Source organism: Sinorhizobium terangae, from assembly GCF_009601505.1.
In the GTDB taxonomy this organism is placed as follows: domain Bacteria; phylum Pseudomonadota; class Alphaproteobacteria; order Rhizobiales; family Rhizobiaceae; genus Sinorhizobium; species Sinorhizobium terangae.
On the sequence record NZ_WITC01000061.1, the window covers coordinates 89288 to 112009 of the forward strand.

Consider the following 22722-nt stretch of genomic DNA (forward strand, 5'->3'; position numbering starts at 1 on the left):
TGCCGCAGAACTCGCCGTTCAGTCTTCGGAGAGCTTCCGACGCCTCATTCTTTCGGCGCGCACCAGAAAACTGAGCATGCGCGCCTCTTCGGCGCGCAATTCTTTGTTCGCGCGGCCGCGCGCGTCGAGCGTTCTGGCCGAAACGGAGGTGTCGCGAGCGAGTGCAATGATCTCCGGATGGATATAGCTTGTGCGCGCGATCGCCGGGGTGTTGTGCAGAACGGATGCGGCTGCCTCGCTCATCTTCTTCACGGTCGGCCGCTCTCCCCTCCCGACGGCCGCGCGCGCAACCGTAAAGGCCGCAACGCTCCCGGCCCAGGTCCGGAACGTTTTTGCGGAAATCGGCGCTCCTGATATCTCTGCGAGGTAGCGATTGAGACGCCCCGAATCGATCGGCCGCACAGTGTCATTGTCGTCCTTCCAGACAAAAAGCTGCCGCCCCGGCAAGTCCGCAATCTCTTCGAGCAACCGCTGCAATCTTGGATGACGCAGTCTGCGCCTCACCCGCTTGCCCCCTTTGCTAATGAAGCTCAGTTGGATGCAGCCATCCGAAAGCTTGAGGTGGCGCTTGAGCAAGGTTGTCGCGCCGTAGCTCGCATTGGCCTCGACATAGGCCGGGCTACCGACACGCAGGTGCGCTTCGTCGAGGAGCGCCACGAGCGCCGCGAGAACCGTGCGGCTGTCTTCAGGAGCACCCTGCATGTGGCGCCGGATCGTGCGGCGGATCCTCGGCAGCACCTTTCCGAACATCGGAAGCTGTCCGAACTTGTCGCCACTTCTGAGCGCTTGCCATTTCTCGTGATAGCGATACTGCTTTCGACCGCGCGCGTCGTAGCCCGTCGCCTGGAGATGTCCGCTCTCATCCAGGCAGATCCAGACGTTCTCATAGGCGGGGGGCAGGCCCAGGGACGATATGCGCGCTTTCACCACGGGGTCGCAAAGTACCGAACCGTCCGGCAGACGGTAGACGAAGCCCCGACCTTTGCGCTGTCGCCTGATGCCCGGCTCCGTGTCGCTCACGTAGACGAGCCCGTTTTCCTCGAGCGCGGGCTCACCGTTTCTAGCCATGGTCCCCCGGAAGGAAGACGGTGACGCTTTGTCCTGCGACAACCTCATGGTCTTGCGCCGCGCGAGGGCCGGGCTCGTCACTTGCCGCATCGAAACTGGCCGTATCGAGCACGCGCTGCCATCGCTCCGTTTCATTTACGCGGGGAAGCGAGATCTCGCAATCGGCGCCGGCATTCAAGACCAGGAAAATGCCGTTGGCTGGCGTCGTTTCCGCGACGCCGTTGCGGCTGAAGTAGACGCCGACGATACGCAACGTTTCATCATGCCACGCTTCTTCGTCCATCGGGCGGCCGTCGGCCTTGTACCAGGCGATTTCGAGGTGACCGCCCTCGCCCGGTTCGCCGTTGAGAAACCGTTCCTGGCGGAGCGATGGATTCTCCTTGCGGAACTCCACCATCTTTCGGCAGAAGGCCAGGAAGGCTTCGTCTCCGGAAGCCCAATCAACCCAACCGATCTCGTTGTCCTGGCAATAGACGTTGTTGTTGCCGGCTTGGCTGTTTCCGAATTCGTCGCCGCCAAGGATCATCGGCACCCCCTGGCTGACCATCAGGGTGGTAAACATTGCGCTGCGCCGGCGTGCGCGCGCATTGTTGATCCGCTCGTCATCGGTGGCACCTTCGGCACCCATGTTGTCGGAATGATTTTCGGCGTGTCCGTCGCGATTGTCCTCGCCATTGGCTTCATTGTGCCTGTCGTTGTAGGAAACCGTATCCATCAGCGTGAAGCCGTCGTGTGCGCTGATCAGGTTGATCGACGCGGTCGCACCACGGTCGGAGTGATTGAATTGTACGGGCGAGCCCGCGATACGCTCGGCAAGCACCGGCACGATACCGTCGTCCCCCTTCCAGAACCGCCGGACATCGTCCCGGAACCGATCGTTCCATTCGCGGAACGGATGCGGGAAGCCGCCGAGTTGGTAGCCGCCGTCGCCGATATCCCAAGGCTCCGCGATGAGCTTGACGCCGGCGAGGATCGGGTCCTGCCTGATCGCGTCGAAGAAGCCGCCTTCCCGATCGAATTCCATGTCCTCACGGCCGAGCGCGCTCGCGAGATCGAAGCGGAAGCCGTCGATATGCATCACCTGCACCCAGTAGCGAAGACTGTCGAGCACCATGCGCAGCACCATCGGATGGGCGACGTTGAGCGTGTTGCCGGTGCCGGTCATGTCGAAGGTGTGACGCGGGTTTTCCGGAGATGGCCGGTAGTAGCTGAGATTGTCGAGGCCGCGAAAACTCAAGGTCGGACCATGCTCCGAGCCCTCGGCCGTGTGGTTGTAGACGACATCCATCAGGACTTCGATGCCGGCGGCATGAAACCGCTTCACCATCGTCTTGAACTCGGTGATGCGGTTGCTCTTCATGTAACGCGTCTGTGGCGCGAAGAAGCCGAGGGTCTGATATCCCCAGTAGTTCCTGAGGCCGCGCTCGAGCAGATGGCGGTCGTCGAGGAAATACTGCACCGGCAGGAGTTCGATGGCGGTCACGCCGAGTTTCGTCAAATGGTCGATGATCGGATCGCTTGCCATGCCGAGGAACGTGCCGCGCAGGTCTTCCGGCACTGCCGGGTGCGTCATGGTCATGCCGCGAACATGGGTCTCGTAGATGATCGTGTCCGTCCAGGGGCGGCGGATCGCCTCCTCACCGGCCCAGTCGAAAGCCGGATCCTGGATGACGCCCTTGACCATGAGAGGCGCGCTGTCGCGCTCATCGAAGGAAAGGTCGTTGCCGGTGCCGTCGATCGTATATCCGAACAGTGCGTCGTCCCAGACAAATGTGCCGGCGACTTGCTTGGCATAGGGGTCGAGCAGCAATTTGTTCGGATTGAATCGGTGTCCGCTGTGCGGGTCGTAGGGCCCGTGCGCACGGTAGCCGTAGAGCGTCCCCGGCCCGATGCCTTCGATATAGCCCGACCAGACATCACCTTCACGCTTCGGCAAGGGCAGGCGCGCCGTTTCCCTGCTGCCATCCTCCGAGAACAGGCAAAGTTCGATCATCTCGGCATGGGCCGAAAAGACCGCGAAATGCGTACCCTCGCCTGTGTACTCGGCACCGAGTTCCGGCTTCAGGAAATTAAGTTCGGAAAAAGTGACGTTCATCGCCGTTACCACCCGCGCCCGCTCGAGGCGATGGTGCAACGCGGAAGACAAGAAATTGTTCCTACCAGACGCCTTTCGCCCTGCGACAGGCTGTGGAACTTTCGCCGGAGCCGGCCAGTTTCCTTTCATTCATCAAAGGATCATGCCGATGCAGCAACAGCAATCGCCAGGACTTTTCAGAAGAACCTGGGGCGCCAGTTTGATTTCGGCGGATGCCGGATACTTCAGGTTGTGGGCGCCCGATGAACGAGCCGTCCGCCTCATCCTCAACGGGACCGCGCATGAGATGAAGGCGCTCGACGACGGATGGTTCGAGCATTCGCTGACAGCGCGTGCGGGAGACCTGTACTGTTTTCAGCTGTCGGACGGATCGCTGGTTGCCGATCCGGCATCCTCGGCCCAGCAGAATGGACCTTCCGGTCCCTCGATCCTCGTCGATCAGGCGGCATATGATTGGAAGGAAACCTCGTGGCGCGGCCGGCCGTGGGAAGAAGCAATCATCTCAGAACTGCACATCGGCACCTTCACACCGGAGGGTACGTTCCGCGCGGCGGGCGAACGCCTTGCCCATCTTGCCGATGCCGGCATCACCGCGATCGAGATCATGCCCGTTGCGGAAGCGCCCGGCATGCGGGGGTGGGGCTACGACGGCGTGCTGCACTTTGCGCCCCACCATGCTTATGGGACGCCGGATGAGTTCAAGGCCCTCGTCGATCGGGCCCATTCACTGGGTCTCATGGTTCTGCTCGACGTCGTCTACAATCACTTCGGCCCGGAAGAAAATGCCTTGCCGCGCTATGCGGCCGACTTCTTCAACAAAGACAGCGCGACTCCGTGGGGAGCCTCGATTGCCTTCGAGCAGGAACCCGTCCGACGCTTTTTCATCGAGAATGCGCTCTGTTGGCTGGGCGATTTCCGCTTTGACGGGCTGCGCATAGACGCGACCGAGCAGATCCGAGATAGCCGCAAGCCACACATCCTCGTCGAGATGGCGCGCGAGATACGCGAGACATTTCCCGAACGCCATGTCCATCTCGTCGTCGAAGACGCTCATCGCCGCAGGAGCCTTGTGGGGCGAGGACCGGAAGGGATTGCAGAACTTTTCACCGCCTCGTGGAACGACGATCTGCATAACGCGCTGCATGTGGTGGCCACGGGAGAGACGAAAGGTCACTACAAGCCCTTTGCCGCGGAGACTTGGCGGAAAATTCGCGAGGCCATGGCCGAAGGCTTCGCTCTACCCGCCAAGGGAACGGAGATTTCGTCGCACTGGAGGGGCGACCGGCTGCCGCCTGAGGCCCGTGTCAACTTCCTGCAGAACCATGATCAGATCGGAAACCGTGCCTTCGGCGAACGCCTCATCTCGCTCGTCGGAGAGGATCTGATGCGGGTCCTGACCGCGACGCTGATGCTCGTTCCGCAGGTTCCGCTGCTCTTCATGGGCGAGGAATATGGCGAGACCCAGCCGTTTTGCTTCTTCGCGGACTACGAGGGCGAGATCGCCGAGGCCGTTCGCTCGGGACGTCAGGGGGAGGCCGAGAATTTCGGCGGCATGCCGCGCGGCAAGACCATAGCGGATTTGCCTGATCCGCTCGATCCGCGGACGTTCGCCGCATCGAAATTGCGTTGGGATCGCGCGGAAAGTCCAGCGGGCAGACGGCACCTTGCCTTCATCCGCGAGCTTGCCGACATCCGCCAGCGGCACATCGCGCCGCTGCTCAAGCAGCCCGGCGTACCCGACCACCGTATACTTCCGACCGGCGACGGACTCGTCGCGGTCGACTGGCTGTTCGGAAGCGCCGTTCTCGCGCTGCGGATCAATCTCACCGACCAGGCAAGGCCCGTTCCCGCATACAGCGGAGCGCCGATCTTCACGACCATGGCAGCGGGTGATTGCTCTCTCACGGCGGGTGAACTGCCGGGACCGGGCATCGTTGCCGCCGTTGCACCGCCTTAACGGAACATGATTCCGACCTTGCGGTTAGAACGTCGACGCAGCCGCGGCGGCAGGCGTGCATGGAAGCGAGGAACAAGGCTCGACAACAGATGTCGCGAGTGGCAGCAAAAACGGGTCCAGCCCTTTCCGGCGAGCATGCGAATGCGCGCTCCATCGCGGCCTTGCGAAGACAAGCGGAAAGCTGCGAACGGTGCGACCTCTACAAGAACGCGACACAGCTCGTCTTCGGCGAGGGCCCGGTCGACGCCCGCATTGTTCTGGTCGGCGAACAGCCCGGTGATCGAGAGGACTTGGCGGGACATCCGTTCGTCGGGCCGGCCGGCCGGGTTCTCGACGAATGCCTGCACGAAGCCGGTGTCGATCGCTCGAGCTGCTATCTGACCAATGCGGTCAAGCACTTCAAGTTCGAGCAGCGCGGCAAGCGGCGCCTGCACTCACGGCCGAATGCGGGCGAGATCCAGCGTTGCTCCTGGTGGTTGGGTGCCGAGCTGGAACAGCTTCGTCCCGACCTCGTCGTTGCGCTCGGCGCTACGGCGGTAATGACGCTTCTTGGTCGGAGCGTCGCCGTTACCAAGAATCGTGGCGATCTGATCGACACGCCGGCCGGCTATCCGGTCCTTGTAACAATCCATCCATCCTATCTTCTCAGGATCCGGGACGGGGGCGACGCGGCAAGCGAACGTGCGCGTTTTGTCAAGGACCTGGCAAAGGTCGCCGCCTTTGAAGCGGATCACAGTGCACGCGGGCAACGCCGTTCATGAATGCTGGTCAAGCTCCGGATAGTGCCGGAAAATTCCCGCCTCATTGAAGGAAAGCCGTCGTTCCGAAGCGAGGTAGTTGCGGATATTCGGCCGCATGGCGACCGCGTCGTGGAGGGCAATCAAGCGCGGGATGTTCGCCTCATAGCTGCGCATCGCTTTCGGAAAGGCGTAGCGAAGCCCTTCGACGAGCTGGAAGAGCGAAAGATCGACATAGCTCAACCGGTCGCCGACGATATGTCCTGCTCCCTTCGCATTCTGGCGCAGGACCCGTTCGAAATAGCCCAGGAACTTCGGAAGGCGCTCCGACAGGAAGTCGGACGATCGCCGCAACGCTTCCGGCTTCTGGTCCTCATGGTAGAGGGAGACGCCGATCGGGTGGTGCGTGTCGTGGATCTCAGTGACGAAATCGGTGATCGTCAGTTGCAACCCGTTGGCGACGAAACGGAGGTCCTCTTCCTCAGGCGCCAGGCCGAGCTTGGGACCGAGATAGAACAGGATATTGGCGACGTGGGAAATGAGAAGGTCGCCGTCTTTCAGGAACGGCGGCGCAAAGGGGATCGCCGCTCCCTCGCCGTCCATCAACAGCTTCAGCATCGCCGTCGTGCCCCCCTCCTGCCCGTCCGGCTCGCGGGCGACGTCCACATAGTCCGCTCCGGCCTCCTCAAGCGCGAGGCGAACGAATTCGCCGCGCCCGGGGATCCCGTCCCAGTAATAAAGCTTGTAAGCCATTGAACGATCCCTCACTTGGGCTGGCGCCCGAAATCTTTCCGCAACTCGACCTTCGCCTCTTCGAGGACGTGCCTCTGCTTTTTACTCAGGCCCGCGCCCGCCCTGTTAATATAGAACGTCAGCATCGACATGGCAGAGCGGAACGGACTCGACTTGCGCCGATCGCTCGTCTCGGCCGACCGCTTCAGAGAATGGGCAATCTTCGCCGGGTCCTTCGACTTGAATATGCCCTGCTCGAGATCGAGCGCGTCGCTGTTCTCGGTCACGTCCTGCGACCATTTCTTCTTCTTGCTCTCGTTGCTCATAGCCGTTTCTCCTTGGTGACCTATCTCCAACGGGAGCGGACGGAAATCGTTCCGGGAGAGAGCTAATGCACGTCGATGATCTGATGTTTGCCGAAAGCGAGGGCATACCGAACAACCCGCACCTGCCTGTTCTCGTCTATCACGCCGCTGTCGACGTCAGCGGAGACGGTGCGACACGCATCGAAGACAGGTTCCACGCCAATGGCTGGAGGGGCGTGTGGCGAGACGGCGTTTTCGACTTCCAGCACTATCATACGCGCGCCCACGAGGTCCTGGCCGTTGCGAGAGGCAAGGCGCGCCTCCTGATCGGCGGGCCGGCGGGCAAGGAGCTGGAAGTCATGGCGGGAGATGTCCTCGTGCTGCCCGCCGGCACGGGTCACTGTCGTATTGCCGCGAGCGCCGACTTCCTGGTCATCGGCGGCTATCCTCCCGGGCAACACGCCGACATTCAGCGCGGACCGGTGAGCAATGCGGATCGCCAGGCGATCGCCTCGGTGCCGCTGCCCCAGTTCGATCCGGTCTTCGGCACGGATGGTCCGGTGGTGACGCTCTGGCAGCGCGCGGCGCATTGAGCGGGATCAGATATCAATCAAGGCAATTCCAAGATCGGAATGATGCTTCCGCCGGAGATGCGCGGGCGTTTCGGACAAGGTCACTTCGAGGGTCGGCTTGACGATTCCTTCAAGAAAATGCCCGCCGCGCGTCGTCCCGTCGCTAAGGCCGAGCACCGCGTGGGCATGCAGACTGCGTTTGCCATCCTCGCCGAGCGCAATGTCGCCGATGAGGCTCAACACTTCGCATTGTTCGTCGATCGGGATGCGGCGATAGTCTCGCTTTTCGAGATCGTACCACCCAACGACTGCTCTTTCGAATGCGCCGATCGCCATCAGCGAAGCTGCAGTGACCTTCTGCGCTGCAGCGAACTCCGAAATGGCGGTGAAGGCTTCCTCCCCAGGGTCAAGAACGAGGAGGTATATCTCCTCTGATGTCTCTCTTGAAAGAAGTCTCCATCTCATCGGCTGGTCCACATCTGACGTTTGCATCATTTCATTGTTTCATTGAAACAGTGAAATGATCTAACTCATTGAAACTACGCAATTCCGGACGGAGAACCGTTCCACACTTTTCCTGGAATTGCTCTAGCGCAGCCAGACCGGCAGATCCGAGGCCTGGGCGCATTCACGGGCACGGTCCTTCAGCCCGAGCGTTTCCCATGCGAATTTCTGCGCGGCGATTTGGGCCATTTCCCTGGTCGGATAGCAGTCCGGCAGCACGTAGTCGTGGCCGCCGCATGAGAGCAACGCCCGGTGGCTCAGGAGATCGAAATGAAGCTGCAGGTTTTCCTCCGATTGCATCAAGCCCTCCCTCGTTCAGCTTCAGCAAGAACGGGCGTTGCGGGCAGAAGTTCCAGCCGCCCGACGAAAAGTCCACGGTCTCGAAAATCTGTGCGGAACATACGCCGCGATCAGGAGTTTTGTGCCCTACGGGAGATCACGCCAATGACCAAACGCGGAAATCAAGGATCGCGTGCGATCCATGCTCGCCCGCTCGACCATCCCGGCGTTGATGAGCCGATCGATGCCTTGGGTGCGGGTTCGCGCAGCAATCCCGATCGAAGCGTCCGCCGCCAGCTCGAGGAGATGCGCGGGCGCATTGCCGAGCTCGAAACCGAGATCGATGCGATCGCCACGGAGGCCCACACGGCAGTTGGAACAGTTCCGGGTGCCGACAGGCTGGAGACGGCGAAGGATGTGGTTGCGGAGAAGCGGGACGAAATCCAGCGTCTGAAATCGCGCCTGCAGGAAATCGAGCGATCGATCGCTGCCGAGTAGGGCAAACGGTTACTTAAAGCTCCGATCCGTGGGTCGACGCGACCGGGGAGAGGCTACCTAATGCATGTCGCCCAAGAGGTGCAGCGGTTTTCGGCAACGACATGCATAAAAGCAAATAGCCTTAGAATACAGTCATCCAGATTCCGCGCCAAAGGAGTGACTCCCGATCGCGCAGGTTTTCCTCATCGGCGCGCACCCATAGCTTATTGCGCGTTTCTTTGCGCTTGTCCTCTCGGTCTGCAACTGGCTTTTGACGCCGCCCGGTCCTGAACTTGTCAGCGTCCGTCGCCTTGCTGATAGGCATCGGCATCTCCTTCCTTGCGATCAAGAGGAAACTGACCGACGGCGCGACGGTTCCGTGGTGATCGGTCGGACCGGCTGACGCTGCGGCTTCAATGGCGATGGATGAATTTGCAGAAGCGACTGGTCTGGCCGTCTTCGGTCAGGTCCTGATGCAGAAAGGCCAGGTTGTTCTTCTCGAAGATCTCGAAGAACTCATCCCAGGAAATTTCCTCCAGCGTGTCTTCCGGTGTGCCGAAATCGATGCGCAGCAGCCCGCCGTCGGTTGCGCCTTTGACGCGTGCCGGGTGGCCGCTGCGGGCCTCGGCCCAGTTGCGGATGGTGTCGTGGTCGATCGTGGTGTTTGAAGCGCTCATTGGAAGCTCTCCCGCTGTGGCTTGTTTGCACCTCTAATCCATCGCGCCCGCGATTGTTCCGAACGGCGGCCGCACGGTTACGGACAGCGGGGCTCGTCTTCCTGCAAATGCGCTACTGGCCGAACGTTCCGACGATTGCGGCTTCGTCGATCAAGTGCTTGCGCGCCCTCTTCCAGGCTTCCTCCGCCCCGACGTCTTCCGGAATCGAAAGATTGGGGGCGTCAAGTGCAGCAAGCCTGAACCAGTAGTGGTGGACGCCGGTGCCGGCCGGCGGCTGCGGTCCGTCGTAGCGGGCATTGCCGAAGTCGTTCTTGATGAACTTGATGCCGTGCTCCGGTCCGGTATCGACCGCTTGCGGCAGTTCCGTCCAGCTGCCGGGAATGTTGATGATCGCGCAGTGACGAAACATTCCTCGCGGCGCGTCCGGATCCTCGACGATGAGGGCGAAGCTCTGCGTTCCCTCGGGCGTGCCCGTCCACTTCAGCGGCGGGAAGAGGTTTTCGCCCAGTCGCGTATATTTCTGCGGGATGAGTTGCCCATCTACGAATGCTGGGCTGATCAGGCTGAAGGTCATCCACGTGCTCCTTTCTTGCTGCGCACCGAAAGGCTATGGCGCCACTCCACCTCGGACACTGTCGAAAAAAGGAGCCTCGTCGAGACGAGGCTCATAAGACGAACCAGCATAGGAGAGACCGCCGAGGAGCCTCCAGATTTTGGGTCGGAGAACGCGCTCCGTGCGATCCACACATCAAACATTATTCCCGAAGGAATGTTCCACGACCGCGGATAAATTTTGCGCCATCCCTGGCTGTGTCGCAGACCCCGCGGGGGCCGAATTCCGCACCCTGGGCTGGCTTCGCGGCGCCTCGTTCAAATCCGCGCATCCACGCATCGAAATTCTCGACATGTGGCGGAACTTTGGTAGCTTGATTGTGTTGAAGGGAAGCAGACTGCGGCTGCGCTTCACCCCCGGCAATGACATGATCTCCGGAAAAGACGCGATGAACATTCTGTCCGTCACGGCTGAGATTTTCCCGCTCGTAAAGACCGGCGGCCTCGCCGATGTCGCCGGCTCGCTGCCAAAGGCGCTGATGGCGCACGGCATCCATACGCGCTCCCTGGTTCCCGGATACCCGAGCGTCATGCGGGCACTTACGGGGGCGTCACCGGTCGCACAATATGATCGCCTGTTCGGCGAACGCGCCACCCTTGTCGCAGGACAGACCGGCGGTCTGGATCTCCTGGTGCTCGACGCCCCCGGCTTCTTCGACAGGCAGGGCGGCCCCTACGCCGACGATCACGGCAACGACTACCCGGATAACTGGAAGCGTTTCGCGGCCTTTTCTTTCGTCGCCGCACAAATCGCCGAGCACGGCGTGGCGGACTGGCGGCCAGACATCATCCACGTCCACGACTGGCATCCGGCGCTGAGTCTGGTCTACCTCAAATTCTCCTCTCGCGTCGAGATTCCGCGCGTCTTGACCGTTCACAACCTCGCCTTCCAGGGTCAATTTCCTGCCCATCGCTTCACCGAATTGGGGCTGCCGGACGAGGCCTATTCGGTCGAAGGCCTCGAATATTATGGCGACCTCGGCTATCTGAAGGGCGGGTTGCAGGCGGCCGACGCCATCACCGTGGTCAGTCCCACCTACGCGCGCGAGATCATGTCGCCGACCTTCGGAATGGGCCTCGAAGGGGTGATGAATGCGCGTCACGACGACGTTATCGGCATCGTCAACGGCATCGACATGGAGGTATGGAATCCCTGCTCGGACCCGTACATCGAAAATCACTTCTCGACCCGCGCGCCGTTGCGCCGACTGGCGAACAGGCAAAAGCTGCTCGATCGGTTCGGCCTGTCGGACACAGCCGGACCAGTTTTCGCGGCGGTCAACCGGCTGACTTGGCAGAAAGGCATGGACCTCCTGGCAGGCGTGGTCGACGAGATCGTCAAAGGCGGTGGCAAGCTGATCGTGCATGGACAGGGCGACGCCGCGATCGAGGACGCATTCATGGAGGCCGCGCGGCGCTTCCCGCACAGCGTCAGCGTCGAGATCGGCTACGATGAGCCACTCGCCCATCAGATTCACGCCGGAGCGGACGCGATGCTCGTTCCCTCGCGCTTCGAGCCTTGCGGCCTGACACAGCTCTACGCTTTGCGCTATGGCTGCGTACCCATCGTCGCCCGTACAGGCGGATTGTCGGAGACGATCATCGACGCCAACGAAGCCGCGCTGCATGCGCAAGTGGCAACCGGCATACAGTTTTCGCCCGTCGACGCGAACGAATTGAGGCTGGCTCTCCGCCGAGCCTTCAGGCTTTTCAAGCGCCGGCGCGTGTGGGAACGTCTGCGCAGACAGGGGATGAGGACGGATTGCTCCTGGCACCGAAGCGCCGCCCAATATGCGGAGCTTTACGGCAGAGTGCTGACCCCCGATATACGCTTAGCGGGATAAGGCAATTCCAAGGAAAATCTTATCGGCCGCCGTGGTTTGCGGCTCCCATTCGCATTGCTGATGAATTGATCAGAAAGGGAGCATGGATTGCGCCGCGGGAATGTGCCAATGGCAGGGTCCCAAGACGAAGGCCCGAGTCATGACTGCAGACGCTGCTACTCCCTCCTCCCTTTCCCACGCCTCCGGCACCGCCCGCACCGGCGTCCTGTTCATGCTTCTCGGCATGCTGATGTTCTCGCTGAACGACGTCATGGGCAAATGGCTGGTCGCGACCTATTCGGTCGGCCAGGTGGTGCTGATCCGCAGTCTTGCCGCCGCCGTCCTGCTTGCGCCCTTCCTCTGGGCCGGCGGATTGCGAAAGCTTGTCGCAGTCGAACGGCCATGGCTTCAGCTTGCGCGCGTCGTCGCCTCGACGGCGGAGGTCATCGCCTTTTATTTCGCCGTGGTCTATCTGCCGCTTGCAGACGTCATGACCTATTGGCTGGCGGCACCGATCTACGTCGCGGCGGTCTCGCCGCTAGTCCTCAAGGAACACGTGGGCTGGCGGCGCTGGACCGCGATCGCCATCGGCTTCGTCGGCGTCGTGATTGCGCTCGAGCCCTCCTCCGAGGCCTTCACCCTGCCGGCGCTGATCTCCATCCTCGGCAGCATGTTCTTCGCCTTCATGATGGTTTCCGGTCGTTCGCTGCGCGGTACCCCGGATACGATACTGGCCTTTTGGCAGATCGTCGGGGCGGCGGTCGCAGGCCTCGTCTGGGCGCCCCTGGACTGGACACCGTTGAACTCGCTCGACACGGCGCTGCTGGGCCTGCTTGGAGTCGTCGCCATGCTCGCGCACGTGCTCGTCAACAGGGCGTTGAAGCTCGCCGAAACCGCGACGGTCGCACCGTTGCAATACACGCTGCTCTTCTGGGCGATCGTCTTCGGCTGGCTGATCTTCGGCGACGCGCCACGCCTGTCGATGGTCCTCGGCGCCGGCCTCATCGTCGCCTCCGGCCTCTTCATCTTCTTCCGCGAACAGCAGCTCAAGCGGCAGGGGCGGCTGAAGGGCTAAGCCGTCGGAGCGCCTCTTACGGTCTCGGAGGCGCTCCGCGATCTGGTTCAGTCGTCCGCAACAACCTTCTGCTTCTGCGTGCCGAGCCCTTCGATGCCAAGTTCGATCACGTCGCCGGCCTTCAGATACTGCGGCGGCTTGAAGCCCATGCCGACGCCGGGAGGGGTGCCGGTCGAAATGACGTCGCCCGGATGCAGCGTCATGAACTGCGAGAGGTAGCTCACGAGATAGGCGACGCCATAAACCATGGTTTCGCTCGTGCCGTTCTGCTTCGTCTCGCCATTGACGGTCAGCCACATCTTCAGGTTTTGCGGATTGCCGACCTCATCACGGGTTACCAGCCATGGACCGATGGGGCCGAAGGAATCGCAGGATTTGCCTTTGGTCCACTGGCCGGAGCGCCTCGCCTGGAAGTCGCGCTCAGAGACGTCGTTGACAACGCAATAGCCGGCGACGTGATCGAGCGCTTCGGCTTCGGACACGTACTTCGCGGTCTTGCCGATAACCACGCCGAGTTCGACTTCCCAGTCGGTGGCAACGGAGCCGCGCGGAATGATCACATTGTCGTTCGGACCGACGATCGCCGAGGTCGCCTTCATGAATATGACCGGCTCGGGCGGAACCTCCAGACCGGATTCTGCGGCATGATCGGCATAGTTGAGGCCGATACAGACGAACTTGCCGGTGCCGGCAACGCAGGCGCCAAGCCGTGGCGTACCCTCGACCACCGGCAGGCTTTCGAGGTCGAGCCCGCTCGCCCAGCCAAAATCCACGATCGCGGCGCCGCCGACGTCGGCGATGACGCCGGAGAGATCGCGAATCCTGCCCGCACCGTCAAGCACGCCCGGCTTCTCGGCCCCTTCGGGTCCATAACGCAACAGCTTCATCCTGCTTCTCCCAAGCCATCGAAAAATCACTGCGATTGACAAATCAAACAGCGTCGCCGATGTAAAGCCGTTTCCGCCGCCCCGGCACGAAAAAACCGCAGGCAACTGCCGGTGGGCGCTGATCAGCCTGCTCCTTTGCTTCGCGGAATATCTGATAAATTGAAATAATATCGATTATCGCGTCTATCTATTTCGCTTATGCAGCGTATGCCCATAGAGTTCGACCGAAGCCCTGGCAAAGGGACAAATTCCAAGGGGAACCAACAATGAGAAACCGGATTCTGACATTGGCGCTCGTCTGCGCCGGACTGCTCTCTTCGACGGCGCAGGCAGCAGAGAAACTGAAGATCGGCACCGAGGGCGCTTATCCGCCCTTCAATTTCGTCGATTCCACCGGAAAGGTCGGCGGCTTCGACGTCGAGATCGGCCTTGCGCTTTGTGAGCGCATGAAGGTCGAATGCGAGGTCGTCGCCCAGGATTGGGACGGCATCATTCCGGGCTTGCTCGCCAAGAAATACGACATGATCATCGCCTCGATGTTCATCACCGAGGAACGCAAGAAGCAGGTGGCGTTCACCAACCCCTATTATCTTGCTGCAATGACCCATGTGGCCCCGAAGGGCGCAGGACTCACCGAGTTCAGCAATGAGGCGTTCAAGGGCAAGGTGATCGGCGCCCAGTCCGGCACGACCCAGGCCGACTATATTGCCGCAGTCTATCCGGACGCGGAGATCAAACTCTATCCGACCCAGGACGAGGCAAATCTCGACATGGTCAACGGCCGTCTCGACCTGCAGGTCGGCGACATGCTGCCGATGCTCGATTGGGTCACCAAGAACGAAGACGGCAAGGGCTGCTGCGAACTCATCGGCGAGCCGATCACCGACAAGAAGTTCGTCGGCGACGGCGTCGGCATCGCGGTGCGGCAGGAGGACAACGACCTGCGCGAGAAGCTCAACAAGGCGCTCGAAGAAATCCGCGCCGACGGCACTTATCAGAAAATCAACGACAAGTACTTCACTATCGACGTCTATACGATGAAGTGACCAGCCGGCAGGCTGCGACTTAGAGCGGGTTGAGGAAAAGTGTGACCGGTTTTCCGCCCGCATCCCGCTCTAACTTATTAGAATCGATCACGTTTATGACTCTAGGTCGATTCGACCTAAAGTTATCGTGATTTAAAACGCCGGTTGCCGCTTGCGCGGTGGCCGGCTTTTTCATTTCCGGCGGCATCACCGACGCTTGCCCATGGCTGACGTTGCGGTAAATCTCTGCGAACGACCTACAGCGCCGCGCGTCTTAAAAGACGCGCGGCGCTGTAGAACTTTGAATTGCTGCATGTTTTTATCCTTACATCGGCGACGATCTAACGAAACATGCAGTAGCGACGAACGAGGAAGCCATGTTTGATCTCAACGGCAAGACCGCACTGGTGACTGGCGGCGGGCGTGGGCTCGGCCTTGAAATGGCGAAGGCTCTTGCACGGGCCGGCGCCTGGACCGTGATCAACGGCCGCAATCTCGATCGCCTCGAGGAGACGAGGACCAGGCTTGCCGATGACGGCATCACCGTCGCGGTGGCGCCGGGCGACATTACGCGGGATGTCGACGCCATTCTCGTCGATGCCACCGCAAAGACCGGGGCGCTCGACATCCTGATCCATGCCGTCGGCGAGCGGGATCGCCGCAGCACGGAGGCGATGGAGCCGTACGAGTTCGCAGCGCTCCTCAATACCGATCTCACGGCAGCTTACGCCATGGCGAAGGCGGCATTGCCTTATCTTACGCAGTCCACCGCCGGCCGGCTCATCTTCGTCACCTCGATCGCCGCCTTCGCCGCACGCTCCGGAGATCCGGCCTACACGGCGGCCAAGGGCGGGCTTTCCGCGCTGACGCGGTCGCTCGCCGTCGAACTCGGCGCCGACAACCTGACCGTCAACGCCATTGCGCCTGGCTGGTTTGCGACCGAGACCAACGCACATCTCGCCGCCGACCCAGCGCTCAAGGCTTTCGTCGATATTCGCATCCCGCTGAAACGCTGGGGACGACCGGAAGAAATCGCCCCGGCCGCCGTCTTCCTCGCCTCGCCAGCCGCAAGCTTCGTCAACGGCATCACGCTCACCGTCGATGGCGGCATGACGGTGCAGATGTGATGGGCCGATCAAAGCGGGAGGCGGAAGCGGCTGGAACGTTGCGGCGGCGCATCTTTGAGTGCGCAAGGAGACACCCCCTCTGCCCTGCCGGGCATCTCCCCCACAAGGGCGGAGATCGGCAAGCGGCAACCTCTCGTTCAAGCAAGCCTTTTACTCCACTGCCAAACTTTGTGGCTACGGCATTTTCGAGTTCACTGTCGGGCAGGGCTTTGCTACTGGCCATGCGCGGCAGGGCAGAGGGGGTTATCAACCCGTCCCCTATCCCGCCGTCGCCTCCTCGTTGCCGCGCAGCATGCGGATCAGGGCGGAAAAATCCTCGCCGCCGTGGCCGAGCTTTTCGAACAGGCTGTAGAGCTGCGCCGCTTGTGCCCCCATCGGGGTCGCAGCGCCGCTGGCGCTTGCGGCCTGCTGCGACAACTTCAGGTCCTTCAGCATCAGGCTTGCGGTGAAGCCGGGCTTGTAGTCGTTGTTCGCGGGCGACGTCGGAACCGGGCCGGGTACTGGGCAATAGGTCGTCAGCGACCAGCATTGGCCAGACGAGGTGGAGGCGACGTCGAAGAGCGCCTGGTGTGACAGACCCAGCCGCTCGGCAAGCACGAAAGCCTCGCAAACACCCGCCATCGAGATGCCGAGAATCATGTTGTTGCAGATCTTTGCCGCCTGGCCGGCGCCGACATCGCCGCAATGGACGATCTTCTTGCCCATCGACTCGAGGATGTGCTTGCCGCGGGAAAAGGCGCCGTCGCTGCCGCCGACCATGAAGGTCAGCGTGCCCGCCGCGGCTCCCGCCGTGCCGCCGGAAACCGGCGCGTCGAGCGAGGGGCAGCCGGCCTTGTCGGCGAAGTCATGCACCTTTCGCGCGCTTTCGACATCGATCGTGGAGCTGTCAATGATGAGCGTGCCCGGATCGACGAAACCGAGCAGTTCGTCCCAGACATAGAGGACATGCGTGCTTGCCGGCAGCATGGTGATGACACATTGCGCCTCGCGCACGGCTTGCGCGATCGAGCCAGCGACGGAAACGCCGGTCTTCGCCGCGGCATTGCGAGACGCTTCCGACAGGTCGAAGCCGGTGACGGCGTGGCCCGCCTTCACCAGATTGGCGGCCATCGGGCCGCCCATGTTGCCAAGCCCGATAAAGGCGATCTTCGTCATGTGCCTCTCCTCCTGCACCTGCGTGTTTTCGTCTGATGGCTGTCTTCACCCGAAGAGCGGCGCACCGTCGTGCGTCTCGAACCGCGCGAGCACCTGTGGCGTCACCTCCGAGAGCCCGACCGACCATTTCGGATTGCGATCCTTGTCGATCACCGCAGCCCGCACACCTTCGTAGAAATCCGGATTGGAGAGCATGCCGATTGTGGCGGCATATTCCCGCTCGAGGCACTCGTTGAGCGAGGCGCTCGCGCGCCCCGCCCGCAACAGCGAGAGCGTCAATTTCAGGCTGATCGCGGAGCGCGTCCGCAGCATTTGCAAGGTCTCGAGCGCAAAATCCGAGCCGTCGCGTCCGAGCGCGTCCAGAATTTCTTCAACGGTGTTGAAGGCAAAGCAGCGGTCGATCAGCGCAAAATGGTCGTGCAACGGTGACGCGGGCGGCTCGCCGGAAACGCTGCGGATCGCGGCGGAAATATCATCCGCCTTCGCCGAAGCAGGAAGCGTTGCGAGCGCGGTGATCAGGTCGCCGAGCCTGTCCGTCGGAACAAAACTGTCGGCAAGGCGCGCGTGGATCGCGTTCGCCGCGCCGATGTCGCGTCCGGTGAGCCCGATATAGGTGCCGAATTCGCCGGGCGCGTGCGGCAGGAGCCAGGTCGCGCCGACATCGGTGAAATAGCCGATTCCCGTCTCCGGCATGGCAAGCCGCGTCCTCTCCGTGACGATACGATGGCTGCCGTGGGCGGAAACACCGACACCGCCGCCCATGACGATGCCATCCATGATAGCAATATAGGGCTTGGAATAGGCCGAAATTCGGCTGTTGACCACGAATTCCTCGCGCCAGAATTGCGCGCCTTCCTCCGGCCGCTCGCGACCGCTCTCGTAGATCATGCGGATGTCGCCGCCGGCGCAAAGCCCACGCTCGCCTTCGCCGCTGACAAGCACCGCGGCGACCGCCGGGTCGCCCTCGAAATCGGTCAGCGCCGCGTCGATCATGCGGATCATCGGCAGGTTGAGGCTGTTCAGCGCACGCGGCCGGTTGAGCCGGAGCCTGCCGATCGCGCCGTGGCGCTCGACGATGACTTCCGGTTGAGCGGTCTGCATCTCCATGAAATATCCTTCCTACTTCCGTCCCATGATCGCGCGGGCGACGATCAGCCGCATAATCTCGTTGGTGCCTTCGAGTATCTGGTGCACGCGCAGGTCGCGGACAATCTTCTCGACGCCGTAATCGGCGAGATAGCCGTAGCCGCCGTGGAGCTGCAGCGCGTCATTGGCGACCGCAAAGCAGCGATCGGTGACGAAGCGCTTGGCCATGGCGCAGAGCTTGGTCGCTTCCGGATCTCCGGCGTCGAGCGCGGCAGCCGCCCGCCAGAGGAAGGTGCGGGCAATCTCGAGATCGGTCGCCATGTCGGCCAAGCGGAACTGCAGCGCCTGGAATTCGCCGATCGCCTTTCCAAAGGCGCGCCGCTCCTGGACATAGGCAAGCGCCTTGTCGAAAGCAGCCTGCGCGCCACCGAGGGAGGCGGCGGCGATGTTCAGCCGGCCGCCGTCGAGCCCGGCCATGGCGATCCGGAAACCCTCGCCCTCCGCTCCCAGCCGGTTAGCAGCCGGAGCGCGGACATTGTCAAGCATCACGGCGCGGGTCGGCTGGGCATGCCAGCCCATCTTCTTCTCGTTGACGCCGAAGCTCAGACCGGGCGCTTCCTTGTCGACGACAAACGCCGAAATGCCCTTCGGGCCCTCGTCGCCGGTACGCGCCATGACGATATAAAGGCCGGACTCGCCGGCACCGGAGATGAACTGCTTCTGGCCGGTCAGCACATAGCTATCACCCTCGCGCACCGCCTTGGTCTTTAGCGCCGCCGCGTCCGAGCCGGAGCCGGGTTCGGTCAGGCAATAGCTCGCCAGCGTCTCCATGGTGAGGAGCTGTGGCAACAGCCGCTGCCGCTGTTCGTCGGTGCCATAGCGGTCGATCATGCCGGCGCACATGTTGTGGATCGAGACGAAGGACGCGACTGCCGGGCAGCCCGTCGCCAGCGCCTCGATGATCATCGCCGCGTCGAGACGCGTGAGCCCCGTGCCGCCGACGTCATCACGGACATAGATGCCGGCCATCCCGAGGGCCGCCGCAGCGCGAAGCTTGTCGATCGGAAAGTGCTTCTGCTGGTCCCAGTCGATGGCATTGGGCGAGAGTTCGTCCCGGGCAAAATCGAGCGCCATCGCGCGGATGGCCTCCTGTTCCTCCGACAGGCGAAAATCCATATGCATGCCCTCCCTGACCCGCATACTGACGATGTGGCGCACTGCATGTTTCCATAAATCGAAGGCGATTTATCGATAAAAACATGCAGCACTCAAAGTGCTACAGCGACCTTTGCGCGTCTGAGAAGACGCGCGGCGCTGTAGTTACACCAAATTTCGCACAGGCACAGACGCAACTTCTCACAGACTCTGTTCAAAAACGAACAGAGGGAAGGATTCAACTCTCGCTTAGACGATACGGCAGAGAGCCGCGCATGTCATGGTCGACGATCAGCTTGCGTTTCAGCGGCGGCACGGCGCGGCTGGCGCATTTGGTGCGCTCGCAGATGCGGCAGGAGATGCCGATCGGATCGAAGGCAGTGCGGTTGCCGAGGTCCATGTCGTCGGCATAAACGAAGGCGTCGGCATAGGAGATCTCGCAGCCGAGCGCGAGCGCGTAGCGCGGATGGTTGGCACGGTAACCGCCGCCGCCCTTGGTGATCTGGGTGGCGAGGCAGAGATAGCGCACGCCATCCGGCGTTTCGGCGAGCTGGCGAATGATCCGCCCCGGCGTCTCGAAAGCCTGATGTACGTTCCAGAGCGGACAGGCCGCCCCGAAGCGGGCGAATTGCAGCTTGGCCGCGCTGTGGCGCTTGGTGATGTTTCCGGCCCGGTCAATGCGCGCAAAGAAGATCGGAATCCCCTTCTGCCCAGGGCGCTGCAGGGTCGAGAGCCGATGGCAGACCTGCTCCAGCGAAGCTCCGAAACGGGCAGCAAGCAACTCGATGTCATGCCGCAATTCGCGCGCCGCCTTGAGGAAATGCTGGTACGGCAGGATCAGGGCCCCGGCGAAATAGTTCTGCAGGCCGAGCCGGCAGATTTCGTAGGCCTCCTCGGTGCGGAAGCCCGCACTGCCGACGATCCGGTCGATCTCCTCGCGGGCATGGAACTGGGCGATCTGCAGCGCCAGTTGAAAATCACGCGTGGGCGCCGGCGCGTATGGGTTCAGCGTCAGGATGCGGGCACGCGGATCGAAGCGGCGGATCGCCTCGTCGCCCGCGACGCCGCGCACGACGCGCACGCCATGGCGCTGCTCGAGGTGCGCCGCGAGCGCCGTGTGATTGTCCCCCTCCCCGAGACCGAGTTCGGCGGCGAGCGTTTCGGCGAGCGTGTCGATCTCGTGGATGTAGTTGTCGACGAAGTGGAAGAAGTCGCGTACCTCCTCGTAAGGCGTCGTCTCGACGAAGGAGGCGCCGCGGCCGATCGTGTCGTCGATGCTGGCAAGCTGTTCGCTGTTGCGGCGATAGGCCTGATGGCAGGTGATCAGCGCATGCGCGAGGCCAGGGGCGTTCTGGGCGACGAGCTTCAACTCCTGCAAGCTCGGCGAATAGGTCTCAAACAGCGGATCGTTCAGCGCCTCCGACAGGGCCGACAGGAGCCGGTCGCCCTCCCCTGTCGAGAGTTCCGCGATGTCGATCTGGAACTTCTCTGCAAGTGCCAGCAGCACCGCCGCCGAGACCGGCCGCTGGTTGTTTTCGATCTGGTTGAGGTAGCTCGTCGAGATGCCGATCCGCTCGGCGAACTGCCCTTGCGTCGCCCGGTTTGCTTCCCTGAGGTCGCGGACCTTGCGGCCGATATAGAGTTTGCCGATCGCCATGTTCGCAACTTTGCAATTTGCATTTCACGTTTTTCTATATTCCACATTCGCACATGATCGGGCGTTTTACCATCCGACCTTCGACGCTATTGCGAAGCCTCAAGCGCCTCTGCACAATCGAACAAAAATCTCGGCGAGAGAAGAATTTCGGGAGGAGACACATGCGCGCCATACTGGAACAGGTGGAGGCCCGCCGCGCACAGGCACGCGCCGGCGGCGGCGAGCGCCGCGTCGACGCGCAGCACGGCAAGGGCAAGCTGACTGCGCGCGAGCGCATCGATGTGCTGCTCGACGAAGACTCCTTCGAAGAATACGACATGTATGTGACGCATCGCTGCGTCGATTTCGGCATGGCCGAGCAGAAGATTGCCGGCGACGGCGTCGTCACCGGCTGGGGCACGATCAACGGCCGGCAGGTCTATGTCTTTTCCCAGGATTTCACCGTGCTCGGCGGCTCGCTCTCCGAGACCCATGCGGAGAAGATCTGCAAGATCATGGACATGGCAGCGAAGAACGGCGCGCCCGTGATCGGCCTCAACGATTCCGGCGGTGCCCGCATCCAGGAGGGCGTGGCCTCGCTCGCCGGCTATGCGGAAGTCTTCCGCCGCAATGCGGAAGTTTCGGGCGTCATTCCGCAGATCTCGGTGATCATGGGGCCGTGTGCCGGTGGCGCGGTCTATTCGCCGGCGATGACCGACTTCATCTTCATGGTGCGCGACAGTTCCTACATGTTCGTGACCGGACCGGATGTGGTGAAAACGGTGACGAACGAGATCGTCACCGCAGAAGAGCTGGGTGGCGCCCGCACCCATACGACGAAATCCTCTGTCGCCGACGGCGCCTATGAGAACGACGTCGAGGCGCTGGAACATGTACGCCTGCTCTTCGACTTCCTGCCGCTCAACAACCGCGAAAAGCCGCCGGTCCGGCCCTTCCACGACGATCCGGCGCGCGTCGAGATGCGTCTCGACAGCCTGATTCCCGATAGTGCTGCCAAGCCCTACGACATGAAGGAATTGATATTGGCGCTTGCCGACGAAGGCGACTTCTTCGAGCTTCAGGCGAGCTTTGCCCGCAATATTGTCACAGGCTTCATACGCCTCGAGGGTCAGACTGTCGGCGTCGTCGCCAACCAGCCGATGGTGCTCGCCGGCTGCCTCGACATCGATTCCTCCCGCAAGGCCGCCCGCTTCGTCCGCTTCTGCGACGCCTTCTCGATCCCGATCCTGACGCTCGTCGACGTCCCGGGCTTCCTGCCGGGCACGAGCCAGGAATATGGCGGCGTCATCAAGCACGGCGCCAAGCTGCTCTTTGCCTATAGCCAGGCGACCGTACCGATGGTGACCCTTATCACTCGCAAGGCCTATGGCGGTGCCTATGACGTCATGGCCTCCAAGCACATCGGCGCCGACGTCAACTACGCCTGGCCGACGGCGGAAATCGCCGTCATGGGCGCCAAGGGTGCGACCGAAATCCTCTACCGCTCCGAGCTCGGCGATCCGGAAAAGATCGCCGCCCGCACGAAGGAATACGAGGAGCGCTTCGCCAATCCCTTCGTCGCCGCCGAACGCGGCTTCATCGACGAGGTGATCATGCCGCACTCGTCGCGTCGCCGCATCGCTCGCGCTTTCGCGTCGCTCCGCAACAAGCAGGTGGAGACACGCTGGCGCAAGCACGACACGATTCCGCTCTAAGCGAGGCGCGCCATGAAATCGGA

At 62.1% G+C, this 22722-nt stretch carries 23 protein-coding genes; 9 read left to right on the forward strand and 14 right to left on the reverse strand.

The genetic code is table 11. The features are described from left to right. Positions 1–18: 18 nt before the first annotated feature. Together GHK62_RS16845 and glgX are read right to left on the reverse strand one after the other, a co-directional pair. Complete coding sequence (locus GHK62_RS16845; RefSeq protein ID WP_234886927.1) at positions 19–1068, reverse strand: DNA topoisomerase IB; 1050 nt, start codon at positions 1066–1068, stop codon at positions 19–21. Continuing rightward, positions 1061–3163, reverse strand: coding sequence for a glycogen debranching protein GlgX (gene glgX / locus GHK62_RS16850; protein WP_153440431.1), 2103 nt, complete (start codon positions 3161–3163; stop codon positions 1061–1063). The genes GHK62_RS16845 and glgX overlap by 8 nt, the downstream gene beginning before the upstream one ends. 148 nt (positions 3164–3311) lie before the next feature. Between glgX and treZ the strand changes: the two genes are divergently transcribed. Further along, the gene (treZ, locus tag GHK62_RS16855) at positions 3312–5120 is read left to right on the forward strand and encodes a malto-oligosyltrehalose trehalohydrolase (RefSeq protein ID WP_153440302.1); all 1809 of its coding nucleotides are present in this window, start codon (positions 3312–3314) and stop codon (positions 5118–5120) included. Between the two features lie 59 nt (positions 5121–5179). Next, positions 5180–5881 carry a UdgX family uracil-DNA binding protein gene (locus GHK62_RS16860; protein WP_153440303.1) on the forward strand — a complete coding sequence of 234 codons (702 nt, stop codon included), beginning with the start codon at positions 5180–5182 and terminating at the stop codon, positions 5879–5881. Here the strand turns inward: GHK62_RS16860 and GHK62_RS16865 are convergent. Both GHK62_RS16865 and GHK62_RS16870 read right to left on the reverse strand, forming a co-directional pair. After that, positions 5876–6610, reverse strand: coding sequence for a glutathione S-transferase (locus GHK62_RS16865; protein WP_153440304.1), 735 nt, complete (start codon positions 6608–6610; stop codon positions 5876–5878). The genes GHK62_RS16860 and GHK62_RS16865 overlap by 6 nt on opposite strands. An 11-nt stretch (positions 6611–6621) precedes the next feature. Beyond that, on the reverse strand, positions 6622–6915 hold the full coding sequence (locus GHK62_RS16870; RefSeq protein WP_153440305.1) for a DUF3175 domain-containing protein: 294 nt from the start codon (positions 6913–6915) through the stop codon (positions 6622–6624). A gap of 65 nt (positions 6916–6980) precedes the next feature. Here GHK62_RS16870 and GHK62_RS16875 point away from each other — a divergent pair, with 65 nt between their 5' ends. Then, positions 6981–7487 (forward strand): cupin domain-containing protein, encoded by a 507-nt coding sequence (locus GHK62_RS16875; RefSeq protein WP_153440306.1) that lies wholly within the window; start codon positions 6981–6983, stop codon positions 7485–7487. A 6-nt stretch (positions 7488–7493) separates the two neighbouring features. Here the strand turns inward: GHK62_RS16875 and GHK62_RS16880 are convergent, their stop codons facing one another. Further along, complete coding sequence (locus GHK62_RS16880; RefSeq protein WP_153440307.1) at positions 7494–7931, reverse strand: PPC domain-containing DNA-binding protein; 438 nt, start codon at positions 7929–7931, stop codon at positions 7494–7496. 123 nt (positions 7932–8054) lie between these two features. After that, a complete protein-coding gene (locus GHK62_RS16885) occupies positions 8055–8270 on the reverse strand; it encodes a hypothetical protein (RefSeq protein WP_153440308.1) in 216 nt (71 codons plus the stop codon). Positions 8271–8414: 144 nt separating this feature from the next. Here GHK62_RS16885 and GHK62_RS16890 point away from each other — a divergent pair, with 144 nt between their 5' ends. Beyond that, positions 8415–8747 carry a hypothetical protein gene (locus tag GHK62_RS16890; RefSeq protein WP_153440309.1) on the forward strand — a complete coding sequence of 111 codons (333 nt, stop codon included), beginning with the start codon at positions 8415–8417 and terminating at the stop codon, positions 8745–8747. A 121-nt stretch (positions 8748–8868) separates the two neighbouring features. Here GHK62_RS16890 and GHK62_RS16895 read toward each other — a convergent pair whose 3' ends face one another. From GHK62_RS16895 to GHK62_RS16905, 3 genes are all read right to left on the reverse strand, one after another. After that, on the reverse strand, positions 8869–9051 hold the full coding sequence (locus tag GHK62_RS16895) for a hypothetical protein (protein WP_153440310.1): 183 nt from the start codon (positions 9049–9051) through the stop codon (positions 8869–8871). Between the two features lie 88 nt (positions 9052–9139). Continuing rightward, the gene (locus GHK62_RS16900) at positions 9140–9403 is read right to left on the reverse strand and encodes a hypothetical protein (protein ID WP_153440311.1); all 264 of its coding nucleotides are present in this window, start codon (positions 9401–9403) and stop codon (positions 9140–9142) included. Between the two features lie 112 nt (positions 9404–9515). Beyond that, entirely contained in the window at positions 9516–9977 is a 462-nt protein-coding gene (locus tag GHK62_RS16905; protein WP_153440312.1) for a YbhB/YbcL family Raf kinase inhibitor-like protein, read from the reverse strand. A 427-nt stretch (positions 9978–10404) separates the two neighbouring features. On the opposite strand from GHK62_RS16905, the gene glgA reads away from it, so the two are divergent. Both glgA and GHK62_RS16915 read left to right on the forward strand, forming a co-directional pair. Beyond that, entirely contained in the window at positions 10405–11859 is a 1455-nt protein-coding gene (glgA, locus tag GHK62_RS16910) for a glycogen synthase GlgA (protein ID WP_153440313.1), read from the forward strand. Positions 11860–11998: 139 nt separating this feature from the next. Further along, positions 11999–12913: a DMT family transporter gene (locus tag GHK62_RS16915; RefSeq protein WP_153440314.1), complete on the forward strand. Its 915-nt coding sequence runs from the start codon at positions 11999–12001 to the stop codon at positions 12911–12913. Positions 12914–12960: 47 nt separating this feature from the next. On the opposite strand, the gene GHK62_RS16920 is transcribed toward GHK62_RS16915, so the two are convergent. Next, positions 12961–13800, reverse strand: coding sequence for a fumarylacetoacetate hydrolase family protein (locus GHK62_RS16920; protein ID WP_153440315.1), 840 nt, complete (start codon positions 13798–13800; stop codon positions 12961–12963). A gap of 266 nt (positions 13801–14066) precedes the next feature. On the opposite strand from GHK62_RS16920, the gene GHK62_RS16925 reads away from it, so the two are divergent. Further along, positions 14067–14846 carry an ABC transporter substrate-binding protein gene (locus tag GHK62_RS16925; RefSeq protein ID WP_153440316.1) on the forward strand — a complete coding sequence of 260 codons (780 nt, stop codon included), beginning with the start codon at positions 14067–14069 and terminating at the stop codon, positions 14844–14846. A gap of 356 nt (positions 14847–15202) precedes the next feature. After that, positions 15203–15952 carry an SDR family oxidoreductase gene (locus GHK62_RS16935; protein ID WP_153440318.1) on the forward strand — a complete coding sequence of 250 codons (750 nt, stop codon included), beginning with the start codon at positions 15203–15205 and terminating at the stop codon, positions 15950–15952. A 258-nt stretch (positions 15953–16210) separates the two neighbouring features. Here GHK62_RS16935 and mmsB read toward each other — a convergent pair whose 3' ends face one another. The 4 genes from mmsB to GHK62_RS16955 all read right to left on the reverse strand — a co-directional run bounded on the left by mmsB (position 16211) and on the right by GHK62_RS16955 (position 21005). Continuing rightward, complete coding sequence (gene mmsB, locus GHK62_RS16940; protein WP_153440319.1) at positions 16211–17107, reverse strand: 3-hydroxyisobutyrate dehydrogenase; 897 nt, start codon at positions 17105–17107, stop codon at positions 16211–16213. A 45-nt stretch (positions 17108–17152) separates the two neighbouring features. Next, positions 17153–18214 (reverse strand): enoyl-CoA hydratase/isomerase family protein, encoded by a 1062-nt coding sequence (locus GHK62_RS16945; protein ID WP_153440320.1) that lies wholly within the window; start codon positions 18212–18214, stop codon positions 17153–17155. Positions 18215–18226: 12 nt separating this feature from the next. Next, positions 18227–19369 carry an isobutyryl-CoA dehydrogenase gene (locus GHK62_RS16950; RefSeq protein ID WP_167528275.1) on the reverse strand — a complete coding sequence of 381 codons (1143 nt, stop codon included), beginning with the start codon at positions 19367–19369 and terminating at the stop codon, positions 18227–18229. Between the two features lie 217 nt (positions 19370–19586). Next, entirely contained in the window at positions 19587–21005 is a 1419-nt protein-coding gene (locus GHK62_RS16955; RefSeq protein WP_153440321.1) for a helix-turn-helix domain-containing protein, read from the reverse strand. Between the two features lie 161 nt (positions 21006–21166). Here GHK62_RS16955 and GHK62_RS16960 point away from each other — a divergent pair, with 161 nt between their 5' ends. Then, positions 21167–22699, forward strand: coding sequence for an acyl-CoA carboxylase subunit beta (locus tag GHK62_RS16960; protein WP_153440322.1), 1533 nt, complete (start codon positions 21167–21169; stop codon positions 22697–22699). Positions 22700–22722: the final 23 nt, after the last annotated feature.